Source organism: Hyphomicrobiales bacterium, from assembly GCA_002869065.1.
GTDB lineage: Bacteria > Pseudomonadota > Alphaproteobacteria > Rhizobiales > Rhodobiaceae > Rhodobium.
Window position 1 is genome coordinate 342,322 of sequence record PKTR01000003.1, and the last position, 14,537, is coordinate 356,858.

The 14,537-nt window shown below is 65.3% G+C and carries 9 protein-coding genes; 3 read left to right on the plus strand and 6 right to left on the minus strand.

Going from position 1 to position 14,537, the window contains the following annotated elements; translation table 11 throughout:
• Nucleotides 1-282: 282 nt before the first annotated feature.
• Nucleotides 283-5,676 carry an antitoxin gene (locus C0606_12375; protein ID PLX37280.1) on the plus strand — a complete coding sequence of 1,798 codons (5,394 nt, stop codon included), beginning with the start codon at nucleotides 283-285 and terminating at the stop codon, nucleotides 5,674-5,676.
• A gap of 192 nt (nucleotides 5,677-5,868) precedes the next feature.
• On the opposite strand, the gene C0606_12380 is transcribed toward C0606_12375, so the two are convergent.
• The 4 genes from C0606_12380 to C0606_12395 all read right to left on the minus strand — a co-directional run bounded on the left by C0606_12380 (nucleotide 5,869) and on the right by C0606_12395 (nucleotide 9,958).
• The gene (locus C0606_12380; protein PLX37281.1) at nucleotides 5,869-6,468 is read right to left on the minus strand and encodes an ABC transporter; all 600 of its coding nucleotides are present in this window, start codon (nucleotides 6,466-6,468) and stop codon (nucleotides 5,869-5,871) included.
• A gap of 144 nt (nucleotides 6,469-6,612) precedes the next feature.
• On the minus strand, nucleotides 6,613-8,007 hold the full coding sequence (locus tag C0606_12385; protein ID PLX37282.1) for a hypothetical protein: 1,395 nt from the start codon (nucleotides 8,005-8,007) through the stop codon (nucleotides 6,613-6,615).
• 7 nt (nucleotides 8,008-8,014) lie between these two features.
• Nucleotides 8,015-8,812 (minus strand): ABC transporter ATP-binding protein, encoded by a 798-nt coding sequence (locus tag C0606_12390; GenBank protein PLX37283.1) that lies wholly within the window; start codon nucleotides 8,810-8,812, stop codon nucleotides 8,015-8,017.
• A gap of 6 nt (nucleotides 8,813-8,818) precedes the next feature.
• Complete coding sequence (locus C0606_12395) at nucleotides 8,819-9,958, minus strand: ABC transporter permease (protein ID PLX37284.1); 1,140 nt, start codon at nucleotides 9,956-9,958, stop codon at nucleotides 8,819-8,821.
• Between the two features lie 345 nt (nucleotides 9,959-10,303).
• Here C0606_12395 and C0606_12400 point away from each other — a divergent pair, with 345 nt between their 5' ends.
• Together C0606_12400 and C0606_12405 are read left to right on the plus strand one after the other, a co-directional pair.
• Nucleotides 10,304-11,317, plus strand: a complete 1,014-nt coding sequence (locus C0606_12400) for a DUF1611 domain-containing protein (GenBank protein PLX37285.1) — start codon at nucleotides 10,304-10,306, stop codon at nucleotides 11,315-11,317.
• Nucleotides 11,314-12,297, plus strand: a complete 984-nt coding sequence (locus tag C0606_12405) for a dipeptide epimerase (GenBank protein PLX37286.1) — start codon at nucleotides 11,314-11,316, stop codon at nucleotides 12,295-12,297. Before C0606_12400 ends, C0606_12405 begins: the two co-directional genes overlap by 4 nt.
• Before the next feature lie 30 nt (nucleotides 12,298-12,327).
• On the opposite strand, the gene C0606_12410 is transcribed toward C0606_12405, so the two are convergent.
• Nucleotides 12,328-12,714, minus strand: a complete 387-nt coding sequence (locus C0606_12410; GenBank protein PLX37287.1) for an SH3 domain-containing protein — start codon at nucleotides 12,712-12,714, stop codon at nucleotides 12,328-12,330.
• Between the two features lie 44 nt (nucleotides 12,715-12,758).
• Nucleotides 12,759-14,531 (minus strand): hypothetical protein, encoded by a 1,773-nt coding sequence (locus tag C0606_12415; protein ID PLX37288.1) that lies wholly within the window; start codon nucleotides 14,529-14,531, stop codon nucleotides 12,759-12,761.
• Nucleotides 14,532-14,537: the final 6 nt, after the last annotated feature.

Genomic DNA, 14,537 nt, shown 5'->3' on the forward strand with positions numbered 1-14,537 from the left:
TTATCCGTCATGTTCCACCCCGCCAAACGCGTTAACCATTTTTTAAATTAAATGGAGATCCGCGAGTTTGTTGTTCATTTTAACGTAATCTCCCATTACCATGAAGAGTGCGGCACTATGGAGGGAGGCTACGCTCCGACTGGTAATAGTTAACAGCCAGTTGGGGTGTTCGGACAACGGGTTTTCCTGTTCGGACGGTCTGCGTCTCTCCACAATTTCGGTTTTCATTCCGGCTAGTGCGACCGGTGTGTATCGAGTACGGACGTGAGGCGACTGACGACTATGGCGACCAATTCCCCGAAATCGACCGATCCGGCTGACGTTGCTCTGAGCGCGGTTGAAGAGGCGTTGAAGCTTGACTTCGGAGGCCCTGAAGAAGGCGCTTCCGTGACTCAGTCTCCGCCTGTGGCTCCGCCCGCGGCATCGAACACCAGCAAGGACTCGGAAGAGCCCGAGCTCGATGTAAAGCCGCGCCGTCGCGGCCGCGGCCGTTCCGGCGTCGCCGCCAATGACGACCGTCGTGCCATCGGCAATCTCGTCTATTCCCTGCAGCGTCGCCCGTCTTCGGCGCCGTTCTGGATCGCCCTCGTCTTCTCCCTGGTCTGGGTCTCCGCCGGCATCGGCATCGCCTGGTTGTCCTTCGGCAGCGAGCTGACCTCGATCAACAGCGTCGACGCGCTTCTGGCCGCGCCGCACCTGATCGGCACCCTGATCGCCATCGTCGTGCCGGTGGTCTTCTTCTGGGTCATGGCCGTCATGATCTGGCGCTCGCAGGAAATGCGCCTCGTCGCGCGTTCGATGACGGAAGTCGCCCTGCGCCTTGCCGAACCCGAAGGCGTTGCGAAGGAATCCGTCGTCTCCGTCGGCCAGGCCATCCGCCGCGAAGTCGCCGCCATGGGCGACGGCGTGGAGCGTGCGCTTGCGCGTGCCAGCGAGCTCGAAGTGATGGTCCACAATGAAGTGGCCTCGCTCGAGCGCTCCTATAACGACAATGAGCTGCGCATCCGCTCGATGATCGAGGAACTCGCCCTGCAGCGCGAAGCGATCGTCAGCAATGCCGAAAAGGTCCGCTCGGCAATCGCCGGCGCCCACAGCGATTTCTCGCGTGATCTCGATGCCGCCGGCTCCGATCTCACCGAACAGGTCCGCGCGATCACCTCGTCCTTCTCGACCTCCTTCGGCGAGGACGCCTCGAACCTGACCGGCCGCCTCAATTCCGACGGCGAAGCCATCCTCAGCGAACTGGCCGAGCGCAGCCATGACTTCCTCGAGCAGCTTTCGAGCCGCCGTGAGAAGTTCGCCGATGCGATCACCATGGCGAGCGACTCGCTTGCCGCCACGCTCGACGAGCGCAGCCGCGACATCGACAACCGCATGGCCGACGCGGCCGCGGCTGTTGTCCAGGCCATCGGCGACCGCAGCGAGGAAATCAGCCTCAGCTTCGATACCCGCACCGGCAATATCATCGCCGCCCTCGACGCCCGCAGCAACGCCATCAGCGATGCCCTTGAGGCGCGCTCCAGCGCCGTTGGCGAGACCCTGACCGACACATCGGCCGGCATCCTGGCCGCTCTTGAGGACCGCACCGCGGAAGTCCGCGAAGCGCTTGAAGCCCGCTCCAACGCCATCGGCGACAATCTCGGCGACACGTCGGCCTCCATCCTTGAGCTTCTGGCCAGCCGCAGCGACGAGATCGCCGCCGCGCTTGCCTCGCGCACCGGTGCCGTCAGCGATGAGCTCAATCAGGCCACGACGGCCATCTTCGAGGCGCTCACCGACCGCAGCGGTGCAGTCACCGCAGCCCTCAACGACACCGCCGCCAACCTGCTCGACGCGCTTGCCGCCCGGGTCAACGCCCTCGACGAGAACCTGTCGGTCACTGGCGCGCAGGTCGTCGAACTGATCACCGGCCGCTCCAACGAGGTCGGCGAGACCATGGTCCGCATCGGCCGCGATCTCGACGAGGCCTTCGCCCAGCGTTCGCAGGACACCGCCGAGCTGTTCAACGTCCGCAGCGAGGAAATCCTCGACAACGTCGCGCTGCGTTCCGAAGAGCTTGCCAACCTTCTGCGCGGCACCGGCGAGTCGCTGCTCGTCGACATGTCGCTGCGCGGCAGCGAGCTCACCGAGAAGCTCGACGAGACCGCAACCCGCATCGCCGACACCATCACCTCGCGTGGCGGTGAACTGGCCGACCGCATTGCCGCCACCGGCGACAGCATCTACCAGACGGTCACCATCAACGGCGAGGAACTCGACGCCAAGCTCGGCGAGACCGGCGAACGCCTCGGCTCGCTGCTCGACGCCCGCCTCGGCACCTTCAAGTCCGTGCTCGACACGACCACCGGCGAGATCGACCGCTCGCTCGACGAACGCACCGTCGAACTGGCCGACAAGCTCGGCAATGCCGGCGTGCGCATCGCCGAACTCATCAACGAGCGTTCGAGCCGCGTGACCGAGCAGATCGGCGACGCCGGCGCCCAGTTCGCCTCGGCGCTCGACTCGCACGCCGACATCCTGCGCGGCGAACTCGACGGTCGCCTCAACGACCTCGACCGCATCGTCAACGTTCGCGGCACCGAGATCGTCAGTGCGCTGGCCGGCCATGCCGACCAGATCGACAGCCTGCTCGACACGCGCTTCGCCACCATGAGCGACGCCCTGCGCGAGCGCACGGTGGAACTGGGCTCGGTGTTCGACGAGCGCTCGGTTGCGCTTGCCAGTACGTTCGAGGAAAAGGCGACCGCCATCGGCGCCGCCCTCTCCGACCGCACCACCAATATCGAGGCGACCATCAACGCCTGCCTCGACGAATTCGACCGCTCGATCGGCGAACGCGTCGACACCGCGGCGGATTCCGTCACCCGCAAGGCCGACCTGCTGGTCGAGACGATGGATACTCGCACCCGCAAGATCGACGAAGCGCTCGACGCCCGCGCCCGCAACATCAGCGAGACGCTCATCGAACGCACCCGCGAGCTGGCGCATGTCTTCGCCGAGGGCCAGAACGAGATGGCGGCAGCCCTCGACAACCGGCTCGCCGGCGTCGGCGACGTGCTGTCTCGTCAGACCACCGAACTCACCGACATGCTTGCCGACCGCATCGCCGACATCAACATGTCGATCGGCTCCAAGGTCTTCGAGGTCGCCGAGACGCTCGAAACCCGCGGCGGCGAACTGGAGCAGATGCTCGGCGGCAAGCTGGCCGACATCTCCGCGACGCTGGCCGGCGAAACCGGCAAGGCCCGCGAGGACCTGTCCGCATCGCTGCGTGAAGCGGCCGACCGCGTCGCCAGCGAGAGCGAGCGCGCGCGCCAATCGGTGATCTCGGCGCTGACCGAAGCCACCGGCGCCCTGTCCGGCGAGAGCGAGCGTGCCCGCCAGATCCTCGTCGATACCGTTGGCGCGCTGACCGGCAACATGACCCGCGAAGCCGAGGACGTCCGCACCCTGCTGACCTCCACCATCGGCGAACTGTCCGGCGGCCTGACCGAGGAAAGCGATCGCATCCACACCCTGCTGACGCACACCACCAAGGCACTGTCGGCCGGCCTGACCAGCGAAAGCGGCCGCGTCCGCGAAGCGCTCGCCAAGGCCATCACCGAACTCAACGACGTGCTGTCCGGCGGCGCCGAGGATGCCCTCAGCAAGCTCCAGGGAACCATCGCCGAAGCCGCGGATCGCGTTCGCGAGGAAGGCGACAAGGCCCGCCAGTCGCTGCTCGACAGCGTCGGCTCGGCAACCGACGAACTCACCCGCTCGGCGGCCAGCCTGGAACACACCCTGGTCAACCGCAGCCGCACCGTCACCGACGATCTGCGCGAGCGTTCCGCCGAACTCAACACCCTGTTCGGCGCCCGCACCGCGGAACTGGCGGCAATCATCGAAAGCCAGGGCGGCGGCCTCGTGGAGGCGCTCGAAACGCGCAGCCGCGACCTGTCCGGCAAGGTCTCCGAAATCCGCGACGCCATCGTCAACGCGCTGTCCGTCAAGGGCCGCGACATTACTGACAGCATCGCCCGCCAGAGCGTCGATGCGACCAAGGCACTGTCCGAAACCGGCGACGCGATCGTGCGCACTCTCGAGGAAACCAGCGGCAAGACGCTGGCCGCCCTCGGCAGCACCAACGATCGCCTCCAGAACGAGGTCGGCGACATCCTCGGCCGCCTGGAATCGTCCAATCTCACGCTGCAGGACGTGCTCTCGAATGCCGGTGAGAACCTCGCCGAAATCGAGAACAAGCTCGCCCGCCGTGCCGGCGAATTCCGCTCGGCCATCGATCGCGCCGTGGACGACACCAACACCTCAAGCAGCGTCATCTCCGAACAGGTCACCCAGCTTCGCTCGGTATCCGACTCGGTGCTTGGCGACGTTGCCCGCATTGCCGCCCGCTTCGAGGAGCACGGCCGCACGCTGACCGACGCCGCCCGCATGCTGGAAGACAGCAACCGCACCGCGGAAACGACCATCGAAGACCGCCGCGCGGCCATCGATGCCATCGCCCGCGACCTGCAGGAGAAGTCGGAAGCCATGGGCGCCGTGCTCGGCTCCTTCACCAACGTCATTTCCTCGACGCTGGAAGATGCCGAAACCCGCTCGCGCGACGTCGCCGGCCTGCTTGCCGAGAGCGCCGAAACCGCGGCCCGCACCGTCTCCGAACAGTTCGAGTCGATGCGCGTGACCGCCGGCCTCGAAGGCCAGCGTGCTCAGGAAGCGGTCCGTTCGGCCCAGTCCGACATGTTGCGCGAGATGAACCAGGCGGTCGCCGAGGCGTCCGAACGGTTCACCGAAGCGAGCTCCCGCATGAGCGAGATCGCCCGCGAGATGCGTGGCGAACTGCAGCAGACCCGCGATGAGATGAAGCGCGGTATCTTCGAGCTGCCGAAGGAAACGCAGGAAAGCACCTCCGCCATGCGCAAGGTGGTGTCCGAGCAGATTCGCGCGCTCAACGAACTCTCCGAGATCGTTGCCCGTCAGGCCGGCTCCTTCGACGTCGCCCAGCCGGCGAAGCAGGAACGCGCCCAGGCCGCCTCGGCTGCCCGCAGCGCCCCGCGCCCGGCCGCCCCGCAGCCGGCCCGCCCGGCGCCTGCCGCCGCCGCACCGACGCTGCGCAAGCCCGCTCCGGAACCGGCTCGCAGCCAGCCGCAGCGCCCTGCACCGTCGCTCGACTACGACCGCCGCCCGAGCGCGCCGGCCGCTGACGACGGCGAACAGCGCGGCTGGGTCAGCGACCTGCTGCACCGCGCCTCGCAGAACGGCGAGACCGCCCAGAGCGGCCGCGGTGCCAGTGACCGTCAGGCCCGCCAGGTGGTCACCGAACGCTCGCCGCTGCACATGGTCGAGTCGCTGAACTCGCTCTCGGTCGATATCGCCCGGGCGATCGACAACGACGCCTTCGTCGATCTGTGGCAGCGCTACCAGCGCGGCGAACGCAACGTCTTCACCCGCCGGCTCTACACCCTGCAGGGCCAGCAGACGTTCGACGAGATCCGCCGCAAGTACAGCCGCGATCCGGAGTTCCGCAGCGCCGTCGACCGCTACATCGGTGACTTCGAGTCGCTGATCGACGAGGTCTCGCGCAACGATCGCGACAACATGCTGAGCCAGACCTACCTGACCTCCGACACCGGCAAGGTCTACACCATGCTGGCGCATGCAAGCGGCCGCCTCGACTAAACAAAGAGACCACAGCCGAGCTGGCTGGCACTGAAACGAAAACGGGCGCTTCCTTCACCGGGAAGCGCCCGTTTTGTTTGCGTCTGGAGACACGACAGAACGAGTGGCAGCAGCGGCATCCGTCGCGACAACCGGCGCACCAAGTCCTCCGGCACACGGCCAGACGCCCATACATTCAAACGAATAGAAAAATCAGATCCGCACGAGGACCCATTCGACCAGTTCGACCAGCACGCTGTGAAGCGCGGCGTCGAGGCCCTTGACCGCCGGATCGATGCTGTCGCCTCCGGTCGGAACCGCGGCGCGGAAGGTGCGCGTCGCCACCACACGACCGTTGCGGTCGTTGATGATCTTGGCGGCGATTTCGACGACGCCCTGCGAGCCGCCGTCGACCTCGAGCTGGAACGCCCGCACATTGGTCGAGATCTGGTAGTGGATCAGCAGACCTTCGCCAGGGCGGCCGATGGCACGCACGCGACCGGAATTCTCGAACGCCTCGATGACGCGGGCCTGCACCAGAACCGGCAGCCGGTCGGACCACTGGCCACCGGAAAAATAGGTGATGACGGTGCCGTCGGATTTGACTGCTATCGCATCGGTGTCGAGCGCCTTTACCGCGCTTGGAACCGGAATGAGGATCTGGGCCTGCGTGCTGCCGCGCACATCCTTGAACGAGCGCGGCGCATCGAGATCGTAAATGGAGGCAGGCGTCTTCGGCCCGAGGCCGCCTACACAGCCACCGAGCAGAACCGCGATCATCGCGCTTCCCAAAGCTCTTTTAATCACGCTCATGCCCCTACGGCCGTCCCGCGTCGCCTTCTACACAAAAGCATCGTCCCTGCCGGGACGTCAAATGCCCTTTGGCGGATAGCGCCGCGATGCAGTGCCTCTTTTTCAACCTGCTGCCAATTTACCACAAATGTACGCCGCGTTTCGTTAACGCCGTCGCGGCCGGTATTGCGGTGTACTTGATCCACCGAAGATAATCTGGCTCGGATCCCGCTCAAGATTGGAGAATGCCCGCTCGATTACGCTGAGCGTGCGTTGAGTTTGTCCGACAACCGCTTCGACGTTGCGCAGACCCCGCGTCGAAAACCGTTCGAGACCGGCGGCGATATTGTCGGCGCGCTTCTCGAACGCCGACGCCGCCTTGGCGATCGAGCGCGCCGCTTCCGTCGCCTCCGTGATGAAGCCCTTGCCGTCAGCGTCGATCATGTCGTCGAGCTTGACCAGCAGATTGTCGAGGCGTTCGCCGGTGCCGTTGATACGGTCGGCGAACTGCCGCGCCGATTTGACGATGCTGTCGATGTCTTCCTTGTTCTTCTCGAGCCCCGAGGTGAACCCGCGCACATCGTCCACCGCGCCTTTCGCATTGGTCATCATGGCGTCGAAATCGTCGGCCCGCGCCATGATCCGGTTCGACACCTCTTCGGCATTGGCGACCACCTTCTTCAGTGCGTCGCGATCCACATCGGTGACGATCGCATCCACCTTGGCGAGCGTCTCGTTGATGTTTTCGCCGAATGCCGAGAGATCCCCCGCCGCCTTGCGGATATCGGCAATCACCGCGTCGACATCGCCCGATGCCGCCGCCAGCTTGTCGGAAACGGTGACGGCGTTGTCGATCACCTTGCCGACCTTCTCGCTATCGACCGCGGTAACGAGGCTCTCGGCCTTCTCGACGAAGCTCTCGATACGTCCGGACAGACCCGACACCGTGCGTGCGGCCTCCGCCACGTCGGCGAGGAATGTGTCGACGCCATCGCTGTTCTTGGCCAGCGCGTCGGAGAACTTCTCGACATTCTTCACCGTCGTCGAGATCGACTCCTTGTTCTCGGTGGCGATTTTCTCGACCGCGTCGAGCGTCGTATTTGCCTTGGCAAGCAGCGTCTGCGCGCCCTCGATGAGGTTTTCGAACGCCGACATATCCGCCTGGATCACCGGCGTCCCATCGGTGTCGAACAGCGACTTGGCGTCCGGAGAGCCACCCTTCAACTGAATGTGGGCAACGCCGGTCAGGCCCTGATAACCGAGCTCGGCCTTGGTATCGGTCTTCAGCGGCACCGTGTTGTCGACCCGGGCAAGCACCAGAACCTTGTTCGGGTCTTCCGGATTGAGCGACATCCTGGCGACGTCGCCGATCTTGATGCCGTTGAACAGCACCTGCCCGCCGATGCCGAGTCCGGTCACCGTGCCGTCGAAAACGATGACGACCTCGCTGCTCGACTTGGTGTCGGACGTGTTCGACAGCCAGTAGACGAAGCCAAAGCCGGCGAACAGAACCGCCAGAACGAAGGCGCCGATCGCAACAAAATTCGCGCGTGTCTCCATTCCGTCCTCAAGCCCCGATGCGTCTTGCCCGCGTGCCGCCGAAATAGGCGTGCACCCAGGGGTGATCGTAGGTTCTCAGCTCTTCATACGTGCCGGTCACGAGAACCTTCTTGTTCCCGAGAACGGCGATTCTGTCGCAAACTGTATAAAGGCTGTCCAAATCATGGGTTACCATGTAGACGGTCAAACCCAAAGTATCCCGCAGTTTTCCGATCAGATCATCGAACTCCGACGCACCGATCGGGTCGAGCCCCGAGGTCGGCTCGTCGAGGAACAACAGCTCCGGATCGAGCGCCAGCGCACGGGCAAGGCCGGCTCGCTTGATCATACCACCCGACAATTCGGACGGATATTTGTCCGCCGCATCGGCTGAAAGACCGACCAGCTCCAGCTTCAAGAGCGCCAGCTCGTCCATCAGCCGGTCCGACAGCGACAGATGCTCGCGCATCGGCACCTGAATGTTCTGGCGCACGGTCAGCGAGGAAAACAGCGCGCCGTGCTGAAAGAGGACGCCCCAACGCTGACCGATCGAGCTGCGCTCGGCAACGTCCCTTGCATCGAACGGCACGCCGAACACCTCGACCGAGCCCTCGCGCATCGGCAGCAGACCGAGAATCGCCCGCATCAACACCGTCTTGCCGGTACCGGAGCCGCCGACGAAGCCGAGAATCTCGCCCGGATAGACATCGAGGTCGAGATCGTCCAGCACGAGATGGTCGCCGAACCCGACGACCAGATCGCGGATCGACAGGATCGGTTCGGCATCGGGGCGGATCGGTCGGCGCTGTACGGTTCCCATGGTCATCCGCCCCTACATGTCGATCGCTGCAAAGAAGATGGCGAACAGGCCGTCGACGACGATCACCATGAAGATCGCCTTGACCACCGAAACCGTGGTCTGGCGGCCAAGAGATTCCGCGCTGCCGGCAACTTTCAGACCTTCCGACGCCGCGATCAGCCCGATGATCAGCGCCATCATCGGTGCCTTGACGAGCCCGACGATCAGCGTGTCGAACGTCACCGCCTCCTGCAGCCGGGCGAAGAAGGCATTGAGCGGCAGGTCGAGATAGACCGCCGTCATCATCCCCGCGCCGAGCAGAGCCGCTAGGTCGGACAGGAAGGTCAGCGCCGGCAACGCCAGCATCAGCCCGAGAATGCGCGGAATAACGAGCACCTCGACCGGCCGAAGGCCGATCACATAGAGCGCGTCGATTTCCTCGCGCATCTTCATCGAGCCGATCTCGGCCGTGATCGCACTGCCCGAACGGCCGGCGACCATGATCGCGGTCAGCAGCACACCGAGTTCGCGCAGCACCAGAACGCCGACCAGATCGACGACCCACAGATCGGCGCCGAAGGAGCGCAGATAGAATGCGCCCTGCTGGGCGATGATGCCGCCGATCAGGAACGACATCAGCATGACGATCGGCACGGCGCGCAGGCCGGCCAGATCGAATTGATTGACGATAGAGGTGAAGCGCAGGCGGCGCAGCGTCACCAGACAGGTCGCGAGCCCGGCGCTGAACGCACCGAGAATGTCGAGAATGTCGATCGCGTCCTGCCAAGTGTTGTTGGCCAGACGCCCGATACGCTCCAGACCGGCGCTGATCGGATTGCGTCGTGCCGGCGCCTCCGGCTCGACCGGCTTGTGGTCGGCGATTTCCTCGAACAGCGGCATTTCGCGCGGATCGATCCCGGCGAACGCAATCGTCCGGCCGGAGGCGCCAAGACCATCGCGCAGGCGGAACAGCAGCCAGGCGCCCGCCGTATCGACCGTGCCGATCCCGGAAAGGTCGAGGCTGTTCGCCGCCGGAGCCTCGGCAATGAGCCGCTCGACCAGTGGCTCTGCCACCTCCGCGGTCGCCACCGTCCACTCGCCGACGACCGCAATACGGTCGCCCTCGCCGGACAGGCGAAGGTCGGGAGCGTATTGGCCGGCGTGAACATTCATATCGGTTCGGTCCGCGCAGAAACGGCAAGCGCCGGCATCATCCGGCGTTTTCCTTGGTCATTAGTACAGTCTCCCGCCGACCGGCGTCGAGAGGATGACGGACGCAGGTCCACCCCAGGTGGGCCCGGGACCTGAAAAAAGTCCTGATTCCCCGCCGCTTTTTTCGAACCTGTTGCACAGCCGCATCGCGCATGGTCTCATCATTGCCGCGAACCCGCACCCGAAAGGCAATCCGACAGCAGTGCACTGATTCCCCACCTCCTCCCAACGGGGAAGCACGTCTGCGGTATCGATGCCTGTACGGGGCACCGGGCACGCACCTTGAGGTCACGGAGCCCTACGGCCATGGAAATTGCCCATCCCTATCTTTTGTTCCTCGGCGACGTCGCCGACGCACTTGCCGCCAAGACCGCGCTTGGCATCGTCGACTGGCGCCGCGACTGGTGCACCGGCCAACTTCGCCTGCCCGGTTGCGCCGCCGACACCGGACTACCCGACATCACCATCGCCGAAGCGGCGGCTGCCGGCGTTCGCACCATGATCGTCGGCGCCGTCAATGCCGGCGGCGTTCTCCCTGACAACTGGGTAGGCACCATCGTCGAAGCCATCGAAGCCGGCCTCGACGTCGCCAGTGGCCTGCACATGCGGCTCGCCGACAATCCCGACATCGCAGCGGCCGCCAGCCGCCATGGCCGCCGCCTCATCGACGTGCGCCATTCGCGCGAAAGCTTCTCGGTCGGCAAGGGTATCCCCCGCTCGGGCCGCCGGCTGCTGACCGTCGGCACCGACTGCTCGGTCGGCAAGAAATACACCGCGCTGGCGCTTGAGCGCGGCATGCGGGAGGCCGGCCTCAATGCCGATTTCTGCGCCACCGGCCAGACCGGCATCTTCATTTCCGGCCGTGGCATCGCCATCGACGCCGTCGTCTCCGATTTCATCTCCGGCGCCGTCGAATGGCTGGCGCCGGCAGCGGACCCGGACCACTGGGACGTGATCGAGGGCCAGGGCTCGCTGTTCCACCCGTCCTTTGCCGGCGTCTCGCTCGGCCTCCTGCATGGCGCACAGGCCGACGCCTTCGTCATCTGCCACGAGCCGACCCGCCAGAACATGCGCGGCGTGCAGCACCCGCTGCCGAGCATTCGCGCCGTCATCGACCTGACCATCCAGCTTGGCAAGCGCACCAATCCGAAGATCCGTCCGGTCGGCATCGCCGTGAACACGGCAGCGCTCGACGAAGACGAGGCCCGCGCGTTGCTCGCCCGTATCGCCGAGGAACACGCCCTGCCGGCGACCGACCCGGTGCGTTTCGGCGTCGAGGAGATCGTCGCCCAAATCGCCGCGATGGGGCCGGCCGCATGACCCGCTCCCTGAACGTCGAACATCAAAGCTGGCCGATCACCGGTACCTTCACCATCTCGCGCGGCACCAAGACGAGCGCCGAGGTCATCGTCGTAACGATCCGCGAAGGGCGCCATGAAGGCCACGGCGAGTGCGTGCCCTATGCCCGTTACGGCGAGACCATCGACAGCGTGGTCACGGCCATCGAGGGCGCGCGTGACGCGATCGAGGGCGGCTGCAGCCGTAAAGCCCTGCAGGATCTGCTGCCGGCCGGCGCCGCGCGCAACGCGCTCGATTGCGCCCTCCTCGACCTCGAGGCAAAGGCATCCGGCACGCCGGCCTGGCAGATCCTTGATCTCCCGGCGCCGACGGAACTCATGACCGCCTTCACGATCAGCCTCGGGACGCCGGAAAAGATGGCCGCCGACACGGCGAAAGCGGCGGACCGGCCCCTGCTCAAGGTCAAGCTCGGTGGCGAGGGCGACGCCGCACGCATTGCCGCCATTCGTGGCGCCGCGCCGAATGCCCGCCTTATCGTCGACGCCAACGAGGCCTGGAGCGAGACGACTTTTGCCGACAACATGGCGGCCTGTGCCGCCGCCCGCGTCGAGCTGATCGAGCAACCGCTGCCGGCCGACAATGACGGCCTTCTGGCGCGCGTCGACCGTCCCGTCACCGTCTGCGCCGACGAAAGCGTTCACGTCGCAAGCGACCTTGCCGCCCTCGCCAGCCGCTACGACGCCGTCAACATCAAGCTCGACAAATCGGGCGGCATCACCGAGGCACGCCGCATGGTCGCCGAGGCCGACCGACTCGGCTTCAAGGTGATGATCGGCTGCATGCTGGCGACCTCGCTCGCCATGGCACCCGCCTGCCTGATCGCCGGCAAGGCCGACTTCGTCGATCTCGACGGCCCGCTGTTGCTGACCCGCGACCGCGACCCCGGCCTCGTCTTTGCGGGGTCGATCATCGCGCCGCCGAGCCGCACCCTTTGGGGCTGAACGGGGCAACCTGCAACGGAACATCCCGCCTTACCCCGCGATGAGGTCGACCCAGTTCTCGTGCACCCAGCCCTTGCGGCCGTCATAGGGCACGGGGCGGTCAACGGTCGAATTGCAGCTCAGACCCGGCGTATCGTAGACGATGCCGATCCACTTGCCCCGCTTGTCGAAGATCCACACCGGATCGTCGTTGTGGAGCTCGTCGAGCTTGCGGTAGGTGCTGCCCGGACCGGAGCGAACGGCGAGGAAACCGTCGCCATCGGCCTTCAGGCCCTTGATCTTCCCCCACGCGCAGGTGTCGGTGAACTCGTCGGCATGTTCCATCACCGGAACGTCGAGCTGTTCGGCTGCGGCAGGAAGCGCCGGCAGCGCGACCATCGCGGCGCAGGCGAAAAGAATGGCTTTCGTCGTCTTCATGGGATCTCCGGTGTTTCTTGAGGATTTCGGTGGAAACGCGATCCTCAAGGGATCGCCATTTCGACGCGGGTCGTGCGCCCGGCCATGACATCGAACGGCTTGGAGCGGTAGGTGCCGCCGTCATTCGCCGCCTCCATCACATAGCGGCCCGGCTCAAGCGCTTGCGTTCCCTTGGCGTAGATGTAACGGCCCGCGACCACGGACTTGCCGCCGCCATTGTCGAGCTTGAGGAAGCGCAGCTGGAAGGCGAAGAACTTGCCGCCCTTGGCCGTGACCTCGTGCTTCAACAGACCCGCATCGAGGTTGAACACCGGTTCCGCACGTTCGCCCGCGCCGACCTCGGCCGGAAAGATCCGCACGACCCGCGCGCCGCTGTTGTTGTTGAAGTCATAGACCGCCTTGACGAAATAGCTGCCGGGCTTCAGCGCGAAGCTCTTGCCGGTGAGGCCGAATTGCAGCCGGTTCTTGCCGCTCTCGGCATCGGCCTTCGATGCATAGACCTCATAATCCGTGCCCTTCGCCGCCGGACCGCCCGACCACACTGTCGCGGCGGGTTTCAGGAACCCGATGCGCATGTCGAAGCTGTGCTTGGTGGTCTGACCCGGCCGGATCTCGATCTCGGCACTCGCCTTGACCGTATCGTGGGTCGCCACGACGCGGTAGCGGCCGGCCGGCAGCCAGGTCAGCCCGTTCGAGTGCGCGGAGACGTCGAGCGGCTTCGCCTGCGCCTTGCCGCCGGCAAACGGATAGAACTGATAGAAGATCGGGTTGGCCGGCACGGTCTTGCGATCGGTCGCATAGGCAAACAGCGAGGCGCTACCGCCATTCAGATTGACCGCGCCAACCTGCTTGCCGTCCTTGCCAATTTCAAGGCGAGCACGGCGAACCAGCGCGCTCGAGTGATAGCGCACCGTCACATCGTAGCTGCCCGGCGCGATGGTCGGTCCATCGGAATAGAGGACGCCGAGGCCGTCATAGAGAACCTTGCCGTCCTTGCGCACATTCCAGTGCGCCTCGATGGCCGGCAGGCGGTCGCAGGAGGCGCACAGCTTCGCGTGCAGCGAAAGGGCGATCAGGCGCGCGGGCGCTGCTGCCGGTTTCGCCGGCTTCACACGCATCGGGGCTGAGACCTTGGAGTCGGACCTCGCCGGTTTGGCCGGAACAGGTTTCTGGACCTTGCGCGGCGCAGGCTTGCGCACATCGGCGAGCGTCCGGCGCAACGCGCTGTTCAACTCGCGTGCATTGTTGGCACGATAGAACTTGCCGCCGGTCTCCGTCGCGATGCATTGCAGCGCGCGGTATTCCTCCTCCGTCACGTCGAAACCGATGACGTAGGTCTTGGCAATTGCGTTGACCATCTTGAGCGAGCGGGCGACCGCGCAAGGATCTCCTTCGCACGTCTCCAGCCCGTCGCTGACCAGCACGATTGCCGTCTGCTCGCGGCGAAAGCCGAGCTTGTTCGAGGCCCGAATCAGCGATTGCGAGATCGGCGTTTTGCCCTTCGGCGAGATGGCCCGGACCTTGGCGATCAGCGAACGCTTGTCGACCCGGCCGACAGGACTGAGCACGGCAATATCGCGGCAATCGCCCTTGCGGCGGTGCCCGTAGGCCATCAGCCCCATATCGGTCTTCGGATCGAGATCGCGGATCAGCCCGGCCATGACATCCTTGGCGATCGTGATCTTCGGCTTGCCGTCGATCCGCCCCCACATGCTGCCAGACCCGTCGAGGATCATCATCACCCGGCTGCGTATGTCGGCCGCCTCGGCCTGAAACGGCAACGCCAAAACCAAAAGCACCATGACCAGAAAACGCATGGCTAT